This window comes from Streptomyces aureus, from assembly GCF_000725495.1.
GTDB lineage: Bacteria > Actinomycetota > Actinomycetes > Streptomycetales > Streptomycetaceae > Streptomyces > Streptomyces aureus_B.
Map to the genome: position 1 here is coordinate 228,953 of NZ_KL647042.1, position 17,800 is coordinate 246,752.

The 17,800-nt window shown below is 73.8% G+C and carries 17 protein-coding genes and 2 pseudogenes; 9 read left to right on the top strand and 10 right to left on the bottom strand.

The genetic code is table 11. The features are described 5' to 3' along the window. Nucleotides 1–116 precede the first annotated feature (116 nt). The 3 genes and pseudogenes from IO36_RS42135 to IO36_RS42145 all read left to right on the top strand — a co-directional run bounded on the left by IO36_RS42135 (nucleotide 117) and on the right by IO36_RS42145 (nucleotide 4,414). Nucleotides 117–617: a hypothetical protein gene (locus IO36_RS42135; RefSeq protein ID WP_051901339.1), complete on the top strand. Its 501-nt coding sequence runs from the start codon at nucleotides 117–119 to the stop codon at nucleotides 615–617. Next, a pseudogene (locus IO36_RS48810) lies at nucleotides 617–3,689 on the top strand (ABC transporter permease subunit). Before IO36_RS42135 ends, IO36_RS48810 begins: the two are co-directional and overlap by 1 nt. Further along, a complete protein-coding gene (locus IO36_RS42145) occupies nucleotides 3,686–4,414 on the top strand; it encodes an ATP-binding cassette domain-containing protein (protein WP_037628591.1) in 729 nt (242 codons plus the stop codon). The pseudogene IO36_RS48810 and the gene IO36_RS42145 overlap by 4 nt, the downstream one beginning before the upstream one ends. Here IO36_RS42145 and IO36_RS42150 read toward each other — a convergent pair. Continuing rightward, entirely contained in the window at nucleotides 4,302–5,000 is a 699-nt protein-coding gene (locus tag IO36_RS42150) for a transglycosylase family protein (protein ID WP_107065937.1), read from the bottom strand. The two genes, IO36_RS42145 and IO36_RS42150, sit on opposite strands and share 113 nt — an antisense overlap. A gap of 154 nt (nucleotides 5,001–5,154) precedes the next feature. Then, on the bottom strand, nucleotides 5,155–5,871 hold the full coding sequence (locus tag IO36_RS42155) for a LysM peptidoglycan-binding domain-containing protein (protein WP_037628593.1): 717 nt from the start codon (nucleotides 5,869–5,871) through the stop codon (nucleotides 5,155–5,157). 534 nt (nucleotides 5,872–6,405) lie between these two features. Between IO36_RS42155 and IO36_RS42160 the strand changes: the two genes are divergently transcribed. Further along, on the top strand, nucleotides 6,406–7,179 hold the full coding sequence (locus IO36_RS42160; protein WP_037628595.1) for a hypothetical protein: 774 nt from the start codon (nucleotides 6,406–6,408) through the stop codon (nucleotides 7,177–7,179). Between the two features lie 263 nt (nucleotides 7,180–7,442). Then, a complete protein-coding gene (locus tag IO36_RS42165) occupies nucleotides 7,443–7,784 on the top strand; it encodes a hypothetical protein (protein ID WP_037628691.1) in 342 nt (113 codons plus the stop codon). Nucleotides 7,785–7,876: 92 nt separating this feature from the next. On the opposite strand, the gene der is transcribed toward IO36_RS42165, so the two are convergent. From der to aroH, 5 genes are all read right to left on the bottom strand, one after another. Continuing rightward, complete coding sequence (der, locus tag IO36_RS42170; protein ID WP_037628596.1) at nucleotides 7,877–9,355, bottom strand: ribosome biogenesis GTPase Der; 1,479 nt, start codon at nucleotides 9,353–9,355, stop codon at nucleotides 7,877–7,879. Nucleotides 9,356–9,433: 78 nt separating this feature from the next. Beyond that, nucleotides 9,434–10,147, bottom strand: a complete 714-nt coding sequence (locus IO36_RS42175; RefSeq protein WP_209441354.1) for a lysophospholipid acyltransferase family protein — start codon at nucleotides 10,145–10,147, stop codon at nucleotides 9,434–9,436. Further along, a complete protein-coding gene (cmk, locus tag IO36_RS42180; protein WP_037628598.1) occupies nucleotides 10,105–10,800 on the bottom strand; it encodes a (d)CMP kinase in 696 nt (231 codons plus the stop codon). Before cmk ends, IO36_RS42175 begins: the two co-directional genes overlap by 43 nt. Nucleotides 10,801–10,972: 172 nt before the next feature. Beyond that, complete coding sequence (locus IO36_RS42185; protein WP_037628599.1) at nucleotides 10,973–12,058, bottom strand: prephenate dehydrogenase; 1,086 nt, start codon at nucleotides 12,056–12,058, stop codon at nucleotides 10,973–10,975. After that, entirely contained in the window at nucleotides 12,055–12,417 is a 363-nt protein-coding gene (gene aroH / locus IO36_RS42190; protein WP_037628600.1) for a chorismate mutase, read from the bottom strand. Before aroH ends, IO36_RS42185 begins: the two co-directional genes overlap by 4 nt. A 280-nt stretch (nucleotides 12,418–12,697) precedes the next feature. Here aroH and IO36_RS42195 point away from each other — a divergent pair, with 280 nt between their 5' ends. The 4 genes from IO36_RS42195 (at nucleotide 12,698) to IO36_RS42210 (ending at nucleotide 15,202) form a co-directional block, all read left to right on the top strand. Next, nucleotides 12,698–13,375 carry a hypothetical protein gene (locus IO36_RS42195; protein ID WP_037628601.1) on the top strand — a complete coding sequence of 226 codons (678 nt, stop codon included), beginning with the start codon at nucleotides 12,698–12,700 and terminating at the stop codon, nucleotides 13,373–13,375. Nucleotides 13,376–13,400: 25 nt separating this feature from the next. Beyond that, nucleotides 13,401–13,985, top strand: a complete 585-nt coding sequence (locus IO36_RS42200; RefSeq protein WP_037628602.1) for a DUF6529 family protein — start codon at nucleotides 13,401–13,403, stop codon at nucleotides 13,983–13,985. After that, nucleotides 13,982–14,392 (top strand): Rieske (2Fe-2S) protein, encoded by a 411-nt coding sequence (locus IO36_RS42205; RefSeq protein ID WP_037628603.1) that lies wholly within the window; start codon nucleotides 13,982–13,984, stop codon nucleotides 14,390–14,392. Before IO36_RS42200 ends, IO36_RS42205 begins: the two co-directional genes overlap by 4 nt. 156 nt (nucleotides 14,393–14,548) lie before the next feature. Continuing rightward, nucleotides 14,549–15,202: a nucleotidyltransferase domain-containing protein gene (locus IO36_RS42210; protein WP_051901348.1), complete on the top strand. Its 654-nt coding sequence runs from the start codon at nucleotides 14,549–14,551 to the stop codon at nucleotides 15,200–15,202. Between the two features lie 67 nt (nucleotides 15,203–15,269). Here IO36_RS42210 and IO36_RS42215 read toward each other — a convergent pair. The 3 genes and pseudogenes from IO36_RS42215 to IO36_RS42225 form a co-directional block, all read right to left on the bottom strand. Beyond that, a pseudogene (locus IO36_RS42215) lies at nucleotides 15,270–16,021 on the bottom strand (nucleotidyltransferase domain-containing protein). Nucleotides 16,022–16,024: 3 nt separating this feature from the next. Continuing rightward, nucleotides 16,025–17,047: an ADP-ribosylglycohydrolase family protein gene (locus IO36_RS42220; protein ID WP_037628604.1), complete on the bottom strand. Its 1,023-nt coding sequence runs from the start codon at nucleotides 17,045–17,047 to the stop codon at nucleotides 16,025–16,027. A gap of 11 nt (nucleotides 17,048–17,058) precedes the next feature. Next, nucleotides 17,059–17,787: an NUDIX hydrolase gene (locus IO36_RS42225; RefSeq protein WP_037628693.1), complete on the bottom strand. Its 729-nt coding sequence runs from the start codon at nucleotides 17,785–17,787 to the stop codon at nucleotides 17,059–17,061. Nucleotides 17,788–17,800: the final 13 nt, after the last annotated feature.

Consider the following 17,800-nt stretch of genomic DNA (forward strand, 5'->3'; position numbering starts at 1 on the left):
CACCACCGGGTGTCGGTCCGGGCCACAAGCGCCCGGTGCTTTCAGGGTCAGCTTCCAGGGGGCATAGTGCAAGCCATCGGCTGACATGGACAGATACCCGACGTTTGGGAGTCCGGATGCGGACAGCTCGACTGCGGAGCGTGCACCCCGTCCTGTGGGCCGGCTGGGCCGCCCTGGCCGCCGGGGCGGTGCTGTGCGTCATCGGCTGGTACGGCGTCTCGGGCGAGCGGTTCGCGGAACGCCAGCTCCCCTACCTCGCCTCCTGCACCGTGCCCGGGGCCGCGCTGATCGTCGCCGGGGCGGTGCTCCTCGCCCACGGCAGGGACGCGTCGGCCACGGCCCGCGTGGAGGAGCTGTACGGGCTGCTGGTGGCCGCCGAGGACGGGGAACCGGGGCCCGCGGCGGCCGCACCGGTGGCCGTGAGCGGTGACCGCCTCATGGTGCCCGGCGGCACCCTGTACCACCGCGCGGACTGCCCGCTGGTCGCCGGGAAGCCGGAGGCCGTGCCGGCCGACTCCCGCGTCCTCGCCGGCGGGGACCTGGGGCCCTGCCCGATCTGCGAACCCGACGCCGGCGACGGTCCCGCGGCGGGCCCGGACGACCGATCGCCCCGCTGATGTCCTCGCTGACCTACGACCTCACGCTCGCCGGGCTCTCGATCGGCTCCGCCGCCGCGCTCACCGGGATCGGGCTGGTCGTCACCTACCGGGCCACGGGCGTGCTCAACTTCGCGCACGGGGCGATCGCGATGGTGTGCGCGTATCTGCTGCGCCAGTTCACGGTCGGGTGGGGCTGGCCGCTCGCGCTCGGCGCCTCGGTCACCCTGCTGGTGGTGGCCCCGGCCATCGGGGTGACCCTGGAGCGCCTGGTGTTCCGGCCGCTGTCCCTGCGCGGCGGCGACCCGGCGCAGACGCTGGTCGCGAGCATCGGGGTCTTCGTGCTGCTGGTGGGCGGCGCGGCGCTCGTGTGGGGCACGGGGGCGCGGACGGACGCGCCGGTCCTGGTGTCGGCGGATCCCTGGGGCCAGCTGGCGGTGGTGGTCGCACTGGCCGCCGGGGTGGACGCTCTGACCCGCTGGACCCGCTTCGGCACGGAGCTGCGTGCCGTCGTCGACGACCGCCCGCTGGCGGTGCTCGGCGGGATCGACGCCGACCGGGTGGCCGCGGCGGGCTGGGCCTTCGGCTCGTTCACGGCGGGCCTGACGGGCGTGCTCCTCGCGCCGTACGTGCGGCTCGACCCCTACGGTCTGCCGCTGCTCGTCATCGAGGTGATGGCGGTCGCGGTGGCGGCCCGGATGCGCAGTCTGCCCGTCGCCGTGCTGGTCGCGCTCGGCATCGGTGTCGCCCAGAGCCAGCTGACCCGGCTGCACCCCTCGGGCTGGGCGGAGCCGCTGCTCCTGGCGGTCGGCGCCAACCTCTTCGTGGTGGCGCTGCTCGTCGCCGCGCTCGTCCTGCCCGGCATCGGCACCGGGGACGCGCTCCCGCGCCCGGCGGCGGCCCGGGTGACGGCGCCGCCCGGGGCCTGGGCCGTTGCCGTCGTGCTGTTCCTGCTGCCGCTGGGGTTCGCCGGCTCGGACCTGCACACGTCGGTGCAGGTGCCCGCCCTCGGTGTCGTCCTGCTGTCGCTGGTCGTGGTCACCGGCCGCGGCGGCCAGATCTCGCTGGGCCAGGCCGCGTACGCCGGTCTGGGCGCCCTGTTCACGGCGCTGCTGGCCGCGGGCCGGTTCCCGGGGCTTCCGAGGCTGCCGGAACTGGCCGCGCTGGCGGTGGCCGTGCTGCTGGTCGCCCCGCTCGGCGTACTGACCGGCTGGCCGGCCATCGGACGGCACGGCCTGGCGCTCGCGGTGGCGACGTTCGCGGTGGGGGTGGGCGTCAGCCGGTTCGTCTTCGAGCAGCCGTACGCGGTGACCGGGCTGTCCCTCGGCCGCCCGGCCGGATTCGGCGGCGACCGCGCGTACTACGTGCTCGAACTCCTGCTGCTGGCCGCCGCCGTGCTCGCGGCGCACACGCTGCGCAGGGGCCGGACGGGACGGGCCCTGGCCGCCATGCGGGACCACGAGGCGGGGGCGTCCGCCGCGGGTGTCCGGGTCCCGGCCCTGAAGCTGACCGCGTTCGTGGCGGGGGCCGCGCTGGCCGCGCTGGGCGGCGGCATGCTCGGCATGGGCCTGCGCGCCTTCGACCCGGCCGAGTTCGACCCGGTCCGCAGTCTGCTGTGGTTCGCGGCGGTCGTCGTGCTGGGCGCCGACAGCGTCCTCGGCGCGCTCGTCGCCGCTGCTCTGCTGGTCGGGCTCGACGCTGGGGCCCGGGGCGGGGTGGCGGCCGTCGTCGTCGGGCTGCTCGCCGTCCTCGTCGGCCGCTTCCCCGAGGGACCCTACGAGGCCCTGCGCAAGGCACTGTCCCGGCTCCGCCCCGAACGCCGGGCGACCCTGACCCCGCTGGGCCTCACCACGCGCCGCCGGCTGAGCCCCGCCCTCGCCACCCGCCCCGGCTCACCCGCGCCGGGGCCCACGGCCACGACCGCGCTCCGCACCGAAACCGGACCCCGACCGCACCCGGCCCCCGTCCGACCGACAGGAACGGACCGGGCCCCCACCCCGACGGCGGTCCCCGGCCCACCCCCGAGCCCCACCCCGCCGNNNCCCCCCCCCGAGCCCCACCCCGCCGCCGGCCCCCCGCCGAGGCCCCGGACCACGCACGCGACCCGCCTCGCCGGCCGGCACCGGACGGGAGAACGAACCCGTTCCGGCCGAGACCCTCCCGCCGGGCGGCCGCCCGGAACCCGCCCCGCCGGCCGCCGCCGGCCGGGGACTCGGCGCGGACAGCGGCGCGGACGAGGGGGCCGCGGGCGGGGCCGGTGCGAGGAAGACGCCGGACGTCGGAGGCGGGCCGACCCCGCGGGCCCGGGCCGGGGCCCGGGCAGAGAAGGCGCCAGGTGTCGGAGACAGGGCGGGCCGGCACGGGAAGGACGGGGCCGGTACTCGCGGTGGTGCGGGCGCGGGGCGCCTGGTCGCGCGGGGGCTCCGGGTCGACTACGAGGGGTTCACCGCCCTCGACGGGGTCACCCTGGACGTCCCGGCGGGGCGGATCACCGCGATCGTGGGGCCCAACGGGGCCGGGAAGAGCACCCTCTTCCACTGTCTCGCGGGGACGCTGCGCCCCTCGGCCGGACAGGTGCTGTTCGACGGCCGGGACATCACCCGGCTGCCGGCGCACGCGCGGACGCGGCTCGGGATCGCGCGGACCTTCCAGCAGCTGGCGGTCTTCCCGTCGCTGACCGTGGCGGAGAACGTGCGCGTGGGCGCCGAGCAGGGCCGGGCCGGCGGACCGGGGGCGGTGGAGCGGGCGCTGCGGCTGCTCGGCCTCGACGGGCCGGTGCGCTCGCTGCCCGCGGAGGGGCTGGGGACGGGGACGCTGCGGCGCGTGGAACTGGCCCGGGCGCTCGCCGGGAACCCGGGGGTGCTGCTGCTGGACGAACCCGCGGCCGGTCTCGACACCGGCGAGGTGACCGCGCTGGCCCGGGTGCTGCGGGCGCTCGCCGCGGACGGCACGGCCCTGCTGGTCGTCGAGCACGACCTCGATCTGGTGGCCGGACTGGCCGACACCGTCCATGTCATGACGGCCGGACGGATCGTCGCCTCGGGCCCCGCCGACCGCGTCCTGCGCGTCCTGGACACGGGGACCGGCCGATGAGCATCTCCCTGCGCGACGCGCGCGTGCGCTACGGCCCGCTGGAGGCCCTGCACGGCGTGAGCCTGACCGCCCCGGGCCCCGGGCTCACCGTCCTGCTGGGCCGCAACGGCTCCGGCCGTACGACCGCGCTGCGCGCCCTCGCCGGGTCCGTGCCGCTGTCGGCGGGCGCCGTCGTCTGGGACGGCGCCGACGTGACCCGGCTCCCCGCGTTCGAGCGGGCCCGGCGCGGGCTGTGTCTGGTCCCGGAGCGCCGGGCCGTGTTCGGTTCCCTGACTGTGCGGGAGAACCTGGAGCTCGGTGCCGCCCGCCTCCCCGCCGCGCTGGAGGCCTACCCGCAGCTGGAACCGCTGCTGCCGCGCCGCGCGGGCACCCTGTCCGGCGGCGAGCAGCGCGTGCTGGCCCTCGCCCGGGCCCTGTCGGCCCGCCCCCGTGTGGTCCTCGTCGACGAACCGGCCCAGGGCATGTCGCCCGCGGTCGCGGCCCGGACGTACGCGCTGCTCGGCGGCCTGGACGCCTGCGTGGTGATCGCCGAGCAGCGGCTGCCGCCGGCACTGCGCGGGCCGGCGGGCCGGACGGTGTACGTCCACGAACTGCGCCGGGGCGCGGTCGTGTTCAGCGGAGAAGCCACCGAGCCGAGGGGGCGAGGCGGTGGCCCACCGGGTTCAGGGGCGGGCCGAACAGGCCCGGGGCCCCGGAACGGGAGGCGCCGGTCGCCTTCGGGATGACGAGCTTGACGCCCTTGGTCAGCCGGTTCGGGCTGCTGCCAATCGTCTTCTTGTTGACGTTGTAGAGCGTCTTCCAGCCGCCCTCCACCCGGTACTTGCGGGCGATCGACGCGAGGGTCTCGCCGCTCTTCACCACGTGGAAGGGGCCCTGCAGTCCGTACGAGCGGGAGCACTCGGGCCAGGCACCCCAGCCCTGTTCGGCCAGGACCTTCTCGGCGACCTTGATCTGCTGGGCGCGGGTGGCGAGATCGGCGCGGGGGGCGTAGGCGAGCCCGCCGAACCGGATCCAGGTGGGCTGCCAGAACTGCAGGCCGCCGTAGAAGCCGTTCCCGGTGTTCGCGTGCCAGCGGCCCCCGCTCTCGCACTGGGCGAGGCAGGTCCAGGGCCAGGCGTCGTTGGCGCAGTCGTAGGTCCCCTTGACGGCCCGGGAACCGGGGAGCGGGGGCGGCGCCGCGGCCTGTGCGTCGACGGGGACGAGGGCGGCCAGTACGGCGGCGACCGCGGCCGCGTACCGCACGGTCCCGCCCGGCAGCCGGGACACGGTGTGCGTGGTCGGCGGAATCCGCCTGGTCGGCATGAAGGACATCGCGCCACGCTAAGCAGCGCGTCCCGCTCCCCCGCCGAGCCCGCGCCCGGCACGCCCGGGGCCCCACCCGGTCGGACGACCGGATGGGGCCTCGCGCCCGGGACGAGGGCCTGTCGGACGGGAATTGTCGGACAGGCCCCGGGGGGAGCGTGGCTCAGATGTCGAGCCGCTGGCCGGGCACGATCAGGTCGGGATCACCGCCGATGACACTCTCGTTGGCGGCGTAGATCTTCCGCCAGGTGGTCCCGTGCCGTGCGGCGATGCCGCTCAGGGTGTCGCCCTGGCGGACGGTGTAGTCGCCGCGGGACGAACCGCGGTTGACGTGGCCCGGCGCGCGGACCGGCGTCTTCGCCGCTTCCCGCTTCGCCGGTACGGACCTCTTGGACTGCTCGTGGGTCTGCCCGGAGGCGGAGCCGCCGGACGACCGCGTGCCCGCCGATCCTGCGGCCTGCCCGGTGCCCGAGGAGCCGGGCGCGTTCCCGTAGGCCCCGGCGCGGGCCGAGCAGGTGGGCCAGGCACCCCACCCCTGGGCGCGCTGGACCTTCGTCGCGATGGCTATCTGGCCGCTCCTGGAGGCCTGGTCGGCGGTGGGCGCGTACGCCGTGCCGCCGTAGGCGCGCCAGGTGCCGGCGGAGAACTGGAGCCCCCCGTAGTAGCCGTTGCCGGTGTTGATGTGCCAGTTGCCGCCGCTCTCGCACTGGGCGATGCGGTCCCACACTCCGCTGTCGGCCGCGGCGGCCTCGCCGCCCGCGGCGAGCAGTCCGAGCGGGGCGAGCAGTGCCGCCCCGGCCAGGACCGCCGTCGTACGTGTCTTGTTCGCCGTACGAGCCTTGTGGCCGTTTTCGTGAGTGCTATCGGCACATGCGGACATGTATTTCCCTCTCGAAACACCCGGGGTCCCCCAGGAGGGAACACGACGACCTGCGCGTTGGACGCGGTCCTCGCGCTCCGACCCGCCCGCCGGCGGTGTTGCTGTGATCCGTGGAGGATCGGCCGGCGGACGTACCCGAGCGGTGCTCGTTGCACACGGCGAAGGAATCTAGGGAGCCGGGCGCCCCGATATCAACCAACTCCTTGTCATTCGAGGCCAGTTCGCCGTTACCGTGGGTACCGTCGATTTTCGGCCAGCCGTTTCATGGGGTGATTTCAGGATTTGTCGACCAGCGCCCTTCGTGATCTGTGACTCACTTCACCCATTCAACTTCCCCACGACTTCCACAAGTTGACTGGGAGTGACCGATTCCGGGGGCGCCTTCACCCTGGGCGTCGGATGGTTCGATTCCGTTCGCTCTCGGGCGTGACTCCGGCCACAGATCACCCGTTGACATCTTCATGAGCCGGGAACGCCGGTTCATGGGCCGGGAGCCACCCGGCACCGCCACGCACCGCATCCCGAGGAGCCACCGTGCCGCGCATGCTCGACGTCAGCGACGACGTACGCGCCGAGATCGGCGACGAAGAAGCCGACCGGCTGCTCGCCGGAGAGAACGCCCCCGGCAGTTACGACTGCACGTCGTGCCGCACCCCGGGCGACTCGGAACAGGAGCGCACCAGCACCGTCCTGTTCATCGGCGACGAGACCGCCGTCCTCGCCTTCGCCCACGCCACCTGCCTGCCCTCGCAGGTCGTGCAGGTCACCGAGGAGCAACTCCAGGGCGCCGTCCGCTCGATCCACCCCGACGGCGCGCCCGCCGACCTCGTCCCCGAGCAGGCCGTGCTCGGCGTCACCAGCGGACTCGTCCTGATCCACGGCGAGCTGCACCCCGCGCTCGTCGTCGAGCCGACCGGACCGATCGTGCGGCCCGGCTCGACCGACATCGGCGACGACTTCCTGCCCCTGCTGATCGAGCAGGGCTTCATGCCCGCGACCGAGCTGAGCTCGGTGCCGCCGGTCCTGCACGGCTGGTCCGTGCTGCTCGCGGCGGGCCAGCTGCACGCCGTGCTCCAGCCGGGCAGCGGCGGCGGCGCCCCCGTCGCCTGGTGGCAGGCCCACCAGGCGCTCCAGGTCACCGACAGCTGGCGCGCCGCGGCGAACAAGCTCCAGCAGGTGCTCCTGTTCGCGGCGCCGGTCGGCTCGATCGGGCGTCAGCCCCGGGAGGACCTGCTGCGCGACGCGCTCGACAAGGCGGCGGCCAACGGACAGCTGGTGGCGGCGGCCATGCCACTCGCCGGCATCTGAGAGTCGCCGGACGGGACGCGGCGGGGAACCGCGGGCGGCGGGCCGGCCTCGGCCCGGGGTGCCCGTGCGGTTCCCCGCGCCCCCGCGCGCGCCGTCACTCCTGACGGCCCGTGAAATGAACGTTCCGGCCGCATCCGTCGGCCACCGGGGTCGTTGGCACGTACGTGCACACCTACGACGTCCCCGGCCACCGGCCCTTCCAGCCGGTCCCTCCCTCTGGCTCCCCCCACCGTCCGAGCAGAGAGGTGGCGGCGTCGCGGCCGGTGCATGATCATCATCCGGGCGGCCCGTCGGCCACGCCGATCTACGACGCGCTGTACGCCGAGTGGATCCGGTCGTTCAGGACCCTGCCCGGTGACCGGCACGGCGAGGAGCACCTGGAGTTCAAGGCCTTCGGGCTCCTCGGGCGCGGCTCGAACTCCTTCAGCAGCTCGGGGCTGTACAGCTCGTACAGCGCGGGGGCGCAGACCACCCGGCAGATCGCCGCGCAGCACGGGCACACGTCGATGACGACGGCCGTCTGGCAGACGGGTACGCGCCAGCACGGCACCGGGACCCAGCACGTCCCGGCCGCGCTTCCGCCCGCCCCGCGCAGGGGCGTGTGAGCGGCGGGTAGCGAAGAAGCAGAGAAGCGTGAGGGGCGGCTCCCCGGGAGCCGCCCCTCACGCCGTGTCCACGGGCGTCCTGCCCGTGGGCCCTACTTCTTCTTGTTGGTGCCGCGCTTCTCGCGCACCCGCACCGAGATGTGGATCGGCGTACCCGCGAAGCCGAACTCCTCGCGCAGTCGGCGCTCGATGAAGCGGCGGTAGCCGTGCTCGATGAAGCCCGAGGAGAAGAGCACGAAGCGCGGGGGCTTGGTGCCCGCCTGCGTGCCGAACAGGATGCGGGGCTGCTTGCCGCCGCGGACCGGGTGCGGGTGGGCCGCGACCAGCTCGCCGAGGAAGGCGTTCAGACGGCCGGTCGGGACGCGTGTCTCCCAGCCGTCCAGGGCCGTCTCGATCGCCGGGACGAGCTTCTCCATGTGACGGCCGGTGCGGGCCGAGACGTTCACCCGGGGCGCCCAGGCCACCTGGGCGAGCTCGGTCTCGATCTCCCGCTCCAGGTAGTAGCGGCGCTCCTCGTCGAGCGTGTCCCACTTGTTGAAGGCGAGGACGACGGCGCGGCCGGCGTCGACGGCCATGGTGACGATGCGCTGGTCCTGCACCGAGATGGTCTCGGACGCGTCGATCAGGATGACCGCGACCTCGGCCTTCTCGACGGCGGCGGCGGTGCGCAGCGAGGCGTAGTAGTCGGCGCCCTGCTGGAGGTGGACGCGCTTGCGGATGCCCGCCGTGTCGACGAACTTCCAGGTGACGCCGCCGAGTTCGATGAGCTCGTCGACCGGGTCACGGGTGGTGCCCGCGATCTCGTTGACGACCACGCGGTCCTCGTTCGCCACCTTGTTCAGCAGCGAGGACTTGCCGACGTTCGGGCGGCCGATCAGGGCGATGCGGCGGGGGCCGCCGACCGCGGTGCCGAAGCTCTGCGCCGGGGCCTCGGGCAGCGCCTCCAGGACGGCGTCGAGCATGTCGCCGGTGCCGCGGCCGTGCAGCGCGGAGACCGGGTGCGGCTCGCCGAGACCGAGGGACCACAGATACGTGGCGTCGGCCTCGCCGCTCATGCCGTCGACCTTGTTGGCGCACAGGATGACGGGCTTGCCGGCCTTGCGGAGCAGGCGGACGACCGCCTCGTCGGTGTCGGTCGCGCCGACCTTGGCGTCGACGACGAAGACGACCGCGTCCGACGCCTCGATGGCGTACTCGGCCTGGGCGGCGACGGACGCGTCGATGCCGAGGACGTCCTGCTCCCAGCCGCCGGTGTCGACGAGCTTGAAGCGGCGGCCCGACCACTCGGCCTCGTAGGTCACGCGGTCGCGGGTGACGCCGGGCTTGTCCTCGACGACCGCCTCGCGGCGGCCGATGATGCGGTTGACCAGGGTCGACTTGCCGACGTTCGGGCGGCCGACGACGGCGAGGACGGGGAGCGGGCCGTGCCCGGCCTCCTCGATCGCGCCCTCGACGTCCTCGATGTCGAAGCCCTCTTCCGCGGCGAGCTCCATGAACTCCGCGTACTCGGCATCGCCAAGCGCCCCGTGATCGTGCTCTGCCGAGCCGTCGGGCTGGATGTGGTCGTTCATGAAGTCCGTACCTCGTCGTTCATTCGTGGTGATCGGTGGACCGTCCGCAAATCCGGGTGATCCACTACTAAGTGTCGCCTAGCGCCCGGCGGGGCGCCCGGTGTTTTCCCGGCGTCCGGTCAGATGTCTGGCGTGGTCCAGGTGGGCGCTGAGCTGCTTCTGGATGCGGCCGGTGGCCTCGTCCAGCGCCTGTCGCGTGCGCCGGCCGCTGCCGTCGCCCGCCTCGAAGGGGTCGCCGAAGACGACGTCGACCCTGCTGCGCAGCGGGGGCAGCGCCTTGGTGAGCCGGCTGGCCCGTTCGGTGCTTCCCAGTACCGCGACCGGGACGATCGGGGCCCCGCTGCGCACCGCGAAGTACGCGAGCCCGGCCCGCAGCGAGGCGAAGTCGCCCTCGCCCCGGGTGCCCTCGGGGAAGATCCCGAGGACTCCGCCGGCCGCCAGGACGCCGAGGGCGTCGGTGATGGCCGCGCGGTCGGCGATCTCCCGGTCGACCTTGAGCTGGCCGATGCCCAGCAGGAACGGGTCGAGCGGGCCGACGAACGCTTCCTTCTTGATCAGGAAGTGCGTGGGCCTGGGCGCGACGCCCATGACCATCGGCCCGTCGATGTTGTGGGCGTGGTTCACGGCCAGGATCGCCGGTCCGGTCGCGGGGACCTTCCAGGCGCCGAGGACGCGCGGCTTCCACAGCCCGTACATCAGGCCGACGCCGATGCGGCGCCCGACCTCGGCCCGTCTCGCGGAGGGTGCGCTCACGCGGCGGCCCGCTTCTCCTCGACGAGGGTGACGACGCACTCGATGACCTGCTGGAGCGTGAGGTCGGAGGTGTCCACCTCGACCGCGTCGTCCGCCTTGGCGAGGGGGGAGGTCTTACGGCTGGAGTCGGCCGCGTCGCGCTTGACCAGGGCCTCACGGGTCGCCTCGACGTCGGCGCCCTTGATCTCACCGCTGCGCCGGGCGGCACGCGCCTCCGGGGAGGCGGTGAGGAAGATCTTCAGGTCGGCGTCGGGCAGCACGGTGGTGCCGATGTCCCGGCCCTCGACGACGATGCCGGCCGGCGCGGACCCGGCGAGGGCGCGCTGCAGCTCGGTGATGCGGGCCCGCACCTCGGGGACGGCGCTGACCGCGCTGACCTTGGAGGTGACCTCCTGGGTGCGGATCGGGCCCGCGACGTCGGTCCCGTCGACCGTGATGGTCGGCTCGGCCGGGTCGGTGCCGGAGACGATCTCCGGCTTGCCGGCCGCGGCGGCGATCGCGGAGGGGTCCGTGATGTCGATGTCGTTGCTGACCATCCACCACGTGATGGCGCGGTACTGGGCGCCGGTGTCCAGGTAGCTCAGGCCGAGCTTGGCGGCCACGGCCTTCGAGGTGCTCGACTTGCCCGTGCCGGAGGGGCCGTCGATGGCGACAATCACAGCCGGAACGGTACGGGCGGCGCCGTTTTCCACGGTGGGAACACCTTCCTGGTGCGGGGTGGAGGTCTCTGCGGGGCGCGAGCGCGCCCCGCACAAGGTTACCGGCCCCGCGGACCCCGTATCACTGCCCCTTCCGCCGACGGCCCGGCAGGCCGGTCGGACGACGGTGGCACCGGGGCTTCGGGGCACGGGGCGGCGGCCGTTCTCACTGGCGCAGGGCCCAGCCCCGTTCCCGCAGGGCCGCGCTCAGGACCGGTACCGCCTTCGGCTCCACCATCAGCTGCACCAGACCGGCCTGCTGCCCGGTCGCGTGCTCGATGCGGACGTCCTCGATGTTGACGCCGGCCATCCCCGCGTCGGCGAAGATGCGGGCGAGCTGTCCGGGCTGGTCGTCGATCAGCACGGCCACGACCTCGTAGACCCGCGGCGCGGAGCCGTGCTTGCCGGGGACGCGGACCTGGCCGGCGTTGCCTCGGCGCAGGACGTCCTCGATGCCGGTCGCGCCCTCACGGCGCTTGTCCTCGTCGGAGGACTGGAGGGCGCGCAGGGCCTGGACCGTCTCGTCGAGGTCCGCGGAGACGTCCGCGAGCAGGTCGGCGACGGGGCCCGGGTTCGCGGAGAGGATGTCGATCCACATCCGGGGGTCGGAGGCCGCGATCCGGGTCACGTCGCGGATGCCCTGCCCGCAGAGCCGTACCGCCGTCTCCTCGGCGTGCTCCAGGCGTGCGGCGACCATGCTGGACACCAGATGCGGCATGTGCGAGACGAGCGCCACGGCGCGGTCGTGGGCGTCCGCGTCCATGACGACGGGCACGGCCCGGCAGTGCGAGACCAGTTCCAGAGCGAGGTTCAGGACCTCGGTGTCCGTGTCCCGGGTCGGGGTGAGCACCCAGGGCCGGCCCTCGAAGAGGTCGCCGCTCGCGGCCAGCGGGCCGGACTTCTCCCGGCCGGACATGGGGTGGGTGCCGATGTACGGGGTGAGGTCGAGGCCGAGCGCCTCCAGCTCGCGGCGGGGGCCGCCCTTGACGCTCGCGACGTCGAGGTAGCCGCGGGCCACTTTGCGGCGCATGGCGTCCGCGAGGGTGGCGGCGACGTGGGCGGGCGGCGCGGCGACGATCGCGAGGTCGACCTGCCCCTCGGGGGCCTCGTCGGTGCCGGCGCCGAGCGCGGCCGCCGTGCGGGCCTGCTCCGGGTCGTGGTCGGCGAGGTGGACGACGACGCCGCGGGCGGCGAGCGCGAGGGCCGCGGACGTGCCGATCAGCCCGGTTCCGATGACGAGTGCGGTCCTCACTGGGCGATGTCCTTGCGCAGGGCGCCCGCGGCGCCGAGGTAGACGTGCACGACGTCGGCGCGCGGCCGGTCGGACTCGATATGGGCGAGGACCCGGACCACCCGGGGCATCGCGCCCTCGATGTCCAGTTCCTGCGCGCAGATCAGCGGGACGTCGACGATGCCGAGCTTGCGGGCCGCCGCGGCCGGGAAGTCGCTGTGCAGATCGGGGGTCGCCGTGAACCAGATGCTGATCAGGTCGTCCGTGGTGAGCGCGTTGCGCTCCAGGATGGCGGTGAGCAGCTCGCTGACCTGCTCGTCCATGTGCCCGGCCTCGTCCCGTTCCAGTTGGACGGCGCCCCGGACCGCTCGTACCGCCACGTTGGTGCTCCTCGCTGATCCATGTAGCTGATCTGTGCAGCTGGTCTGTGTTCACGCGTGTCACACCAGCGTAGTCAGCCCCCGGACGGCGGGTGCGCGGCGCCCGTCTGACGAGACGGGCCCCCGGAACCGGATCCGGCCGGGGCGGGCCGCCCGGAGGTGCCGGTGTCACCCGAATCGCCCCATTCCGCGAAGTCCGGGGAGAACGCGCCCGTGCGCCTCTGGACGCGGGGGCACGCGTCCGCTCTGATGGCAGGAGACCCGCCCCGGGGAGGAACGGATGAAGCGCCCAGGACCCCTTCTCACCCTCCTCGCGGGGCTCGTGTTCGCCGTGTTCCTGCTGGCGCTCAACGCGACGACGGGGACGAAGGGCACGTCGAACCCGTACCGGCCGGCCTCGCCGGGCGTCTCGGCGTCCGCCACCGCGCCCGCGGTCTCCGCCTCGCCGCCGAGGAGCCCCGCGCCGAGCCCCTCCGCGTCCCGCGCGGCCGTCCCGAACGCCGACTACGCGGGCCGCACCGACGACGGCTCCTCCGCGGTCGCGGTCTCCCTGCGCGGCGGCAGGGCCATCGCGTACTTCTGCGACGGCCACGACAAGGAGTCCTGGCTCAAGGGCGCGGTCGCGCAGGACGGCACCCTGAAGCTCACGGGCGCGCACGGCGACCGGCTGGACGGAACCCTGAAGGGCAACCGGCTGATCAGCGGCACCACCGAGGTCGGCGGGCAGCGGTACGTGTTCACGGCCGACCGGGCGGTCAAGCCCTCCGGCCTGTACCGGGCGACGGCCACCGTGCGCGGCGCGAAGATCGACGGCGGCTGGATCGTGCTGCCCGGCGGCAGGCAGGTCGGCGTCGTGGAACGCGACGGCACGCCCGCGGCGGCACCGGAGATCGACCCGGAGACCGGCGCCGTGACGATCGACGGCCAGAAGGTCGTCGCCCGTCCTGTCACCCCCTGACCTCCTCTTCCACCGGGAGCCGTTCATGACCGTGGACCCGAACGCCGCCACCCAGGGCTTTCCACCGCAGCCGCCCGGCCACGGCAGCCCCGGCGCGGCCCGCTATCTGGTCCCGGCCCTGGTCGCGGCGGTCGTCGCGGTCGGCCTCGGCGTCTACGGCAAGGTCCACGACCCCACGGGGACGGCGTTCAACCTCGCCGGCTTCAGCAGCACGGGCGCCGTGAAGTCCTGGCTGGCGACGACGGCGATCTTCTTCGCCCTCGTCCAGCTCGTCTCGGCGCTCATGCTCTACGGGAAGCTGCCGGGCCCGGGCTGGGCGGGGGCGCTGCACCGGTGGTCGGGACGGATCGCGTTCCTGGTGGCCGTGCCGGTCGCGGTGCACTGTCTGTACGCGTTGGGCTATCAGACGTACAGCACGCGCGTCATGTGGCACTCGCTCCTGGGGTGCTTCTTCTTCGGTGCCTTCAGTGCCAAGATGCTGCTGCTCCGCTCGGAGCGTCTGCCCAACTGGCTGCTGCCCGTCGTCGGCGGCCTCGTCTTCGCCGTGCTCACCGCCGTCTGGCTGACGTCCGCCTTCTGGTTCTTCCGTACGTTCGGAGTGACGACATGACCCACCGCTCGACGCGGCGCACGGTGATCCTCGCCACGGGGGCGTCCGCGCTGCTCGCGGGATGCAGCCAGTACAACAGCGGGAGCAGCTCCTCGGACTCCTCCCCGAAGGCCTCCAGCGGCCAGGAGCTCGCCACCACGAGCGCCGTCCCGGTCGGCGGGGGCACGGTCTTCAAGGACCAGAAGGTCGTGGTCACCCAGCCGGCGAAGGGCGACTTCAAGGCCTTCTCGGCGGTCTGCACGCACCAGGGGTGCCTGGTCGACAAGGTGGCGAACGGCACCATCGACTGTCCCTGCCACGGCAGCAGGTTCAGCGCCGAGGACGGGTCGGTGAAGAACGGTCCCGCGACGCGTCCGCTGCCCGCGGAGAAGATCACGGTGACCGGAAACTCGATCCGTCTGGCGTGAGCGGGCCCGTACGCTCCGGACATGCGCTCCGAACTTCCCGCACCCCAGGCAGCCCCGACGCCCCCGGCCGACCCGGCGCCGTCCGGCACGCCCGCGCCGACCGTCCCGGACGCCGATCTCTCCCTGGTGCGGGACCACACGATCTACTCCTGCGTGATGGGGTCCCGCGCGTTCGGCCTGGCCACGGACGGCAGTGACACGGACGTCCGGGGCGTCTTCCTCGCGCCGACCGCGCTGTTCTGGCGCTTCGAGAAGCCGCCGACGCATGTCGAGGGCCCGGCGCCGGAGCAGTTCAGCTGGGAGCTGGAGCGGTTCTGCTCGCTCGCGCTGCGCGCCAACCCCAACATCCTGGAGTGCCTGCACTCCCCGCTCGTCGAGCACGTGGACGACACCGGCCGCGAACTCCTCTCCCTGCGCGGGGCGTTCCTCTCCCTCCGGGCACACGACACGTTCGCCCGCTACGCCCTGGGCCAGCGCAAGAAGCTGGAGGCCGACGTCCGCACGCACGGCGCCCCGCGCTGGAAGCACGCCATGCATCTGCTGCGCCTGCTGACCAGTGCCCGCGATCTGCTGCGCACCGGGTCCCTGACGATCGGCGTCGGCGAGCAGCGCGAGCCGCTGCTCGCGGTGAAGCGGGGCGAGGTGTCCTGGGAGGAGGTGGAGCGCCGGATGGTGCGGCTGGCGACGGAGACCGACGAGGCGGCGGCCCACAGCCCGCTCCCGCCCGAGCCGGACCACGCGCGCGTGGAGGACTTCCTGGTCCGGGTCCGCCGGGCCTCGGCGCTCCGGGACTCCGCCGGCAGCCACTAGCCGTCCGGGGCTCCGTGGGCGACGGCCGGTCCTCGGAGACTCCGCCGGGAACCGCTGGTCGTCCGGATCAGTCCAGACGGACCCGGACCACGAAGTCGTGCAGGGCGTCGTACGCGGAGGCGGCGTCCGGCAGCGCGGAGGCCTCCTGGGCCTCGTCGAGGACGGCGTGCAGCCGCTCGACGTCCTCCTCGACGCGCGCGTGGGGGACGTCGGCCGCCCCGTGCTCGCGTTCCGCCTTCGCGGCGATCAGGTCCGGGAGATAGGCGGGCGAGGCGATCTGCCCGGCCAGCGTGGGCAGATCGGCCTGCACCTCGCCGGTGCGCATGAGGTGGATGCCGGTGAGCAGCACCCGGAACGTGTAGAGCAGCGGCTTGAGTTCACCGCTCTTCTCGAAGAGCCGCCACTGCGTGCCCGCGAACCCCCGGTAGTGGTGGGCGTGGTGACGGGTGAGGACGCCGGGTGCGAGCGAGATCAGCTCACGGTGTTCGTCACCGGTGTGCACGACCAGCGGCGACAGCAGCTGCTCCAGCACATAGCCGTTGCGGCGCAGCATCAGCCGGACGAACTTGCGCAGGTCGTGCGTGACCAGGTCCATCTCGGTCCCGTCCCGCATCCACATCCTGGAGCGGGTCTCCTCCGGTTCGCGCAGTCCCAGCAGTCGGCCGCGGGCAGCACATGGACACCGCGCAGGTCGACGTCGGAGTCGCGTGAGGGGAAGCCGTACAGGTGGGCCCCGGAGACGGTGGCGAAGAGGACCGGGTCGGGCTGTTCGCCGACCACGCTCGCGAGGTCGGCGCCGATGCCGAGGACGTCTGTCATGGATCAAGCATCCCAGAGCGCCCCCAGCGCCATGAGGTCGCCGTGGTACTCGATGCGGTCGGCCCAGTCGCCGGGCCAGGCGTCCGAGCCGAGGTGGGCACCCGCGAACGCGCCGGTCAGACAGGCGATGGAGTCGGAGTCGCCCGAGGTGCAGGCGGCCCGGCGCAGGGCGGTGACGGGTTCGTCGACGAACATCAGGAAGCACAGCAGCCCGGTGGCGAACGCCTCTTCGGCGATCCAGCCCTCGCCGGTGGCGAGACAGGGGTCGTCCTCGGGCGAGGCGGTGCGCACGGCCCGGCGCAGGTTCTCCAGGACCGCGATGCACTCGTCCCAGCCGCGGGAGATGTACTGCTCGGGGCCGGCGTCGTGGGTGAAGGTCCACAGGTCGCCGAGCCAGCGGGAGTGGTAGCGGTACCGGTTCTCGTGCGCGTACGCGAGCAGCAGGCCGATCAGTTCGGCGGGATCGGTGCCCTCGGAGAGCAGCCGGACGGTGTACGCGGTGAGGTCCGAGGCGGCCAGCGCGGTGGGGTGGCCGTGGGTGAGCGCGGCCTGCAACTGGGCCGCGCCGGCGCGCTGTTCGTCGCTGAGTCCGCGGGCGAGCCCGACGGGCGCCACGCGCATGTTGGCGCCGCAGCCCTTGGAGCCGGTCTGGCTCGCCTCCTGCCAGCGGCGCTTCTCGTCCTTGAGGAGGTTGCAGGCGACCAGGCAGGTCCGGCCGGGGGCCCGGTTGTTCTCGGGCGACTGGTACCAGTCCACGAACTCCTCGCGGACCGGCCGTTCCATCCGCAGCGGGCCGAGCAGACCGCGGTCCATCGCGGTGCGTAGTCCGTTCGCCAGCGCCAGGGTCATCTGGGTGTCGTCGGTGACGATCGCGGGCCTGGGCAGGGCCATCTGCCGCCAGGGGCCGCATTTGTCCAGGATGGCGGGGACGGTGTTGAACTCGGTGGGGAAGCCGAGCGCGTCGCCGAGGGCGAGGCCGATGAGGGAACCGGTGGCGGCGCGTTTGGTGAGGGTCGGGCTGGTCATCGGGGCCGTCCTTACGAGGTGGGACGCAGCAGGGGTGGGTGCAGAGCCTTGGCGCCGCCCGCGCGGTAGAGGGCGGCGGGTTTGCCGCGGCCGCCGGTGAGACGGGCGGCGCCGGGCACCGGTTCGACGAATCCGGGCGTGGCGAGGACCTTGCGCCGAAAGTTGGGCCGGTCGAGCGCGGTGCCCCAGACCGTCTCGTAGACGTGCTGCAGCTCTCCGAGGGTGAACTCGGGCGGGCAGAAGGACGTGGCGAGACAGGAGTACTCGAGTTTGGCGCCGACGCGTTCGTGGGCGTCGGCGAGGATCCGGTCGTGGTCGAAGGCGAGCGGGCCGAGCTCGTCGTACGGCTGCCACATGGCGCGCGCCGCGTCGCCGCCGCCGTGCGGTTCGGGAGGGTCGGGCAACAGGGCCGCGAAGGCGACGGAGACGACCCGCATCCGGGGGTCGCGGTCGGGTTCGCTGTAGGTGCGCAGCTGTTCCAGGTGGAGTCCGGTCAGGTCCGACAGGCCGGTCTCCTCGGCGAGTTCACGCCGGGCGGCCTCCTCGGCGGACTCGCGGGGCAGCACGAAGCCGCCGGGCAGGGCCCAGCGGCCGGCGTAGGGTTCCGCGCCCCGTTCGACGAGCAGGACCTGCAGGGCGCCCGCGCGCACGGTCAGGACGGCCAGGTCGACGGTGACGGCGAAGGGCTCGAAGGCGTACTTGTCGTAGCCCTCGGGCACCGCGCCCCCCGAGGCCCGCATCTCGTGCGCCGCC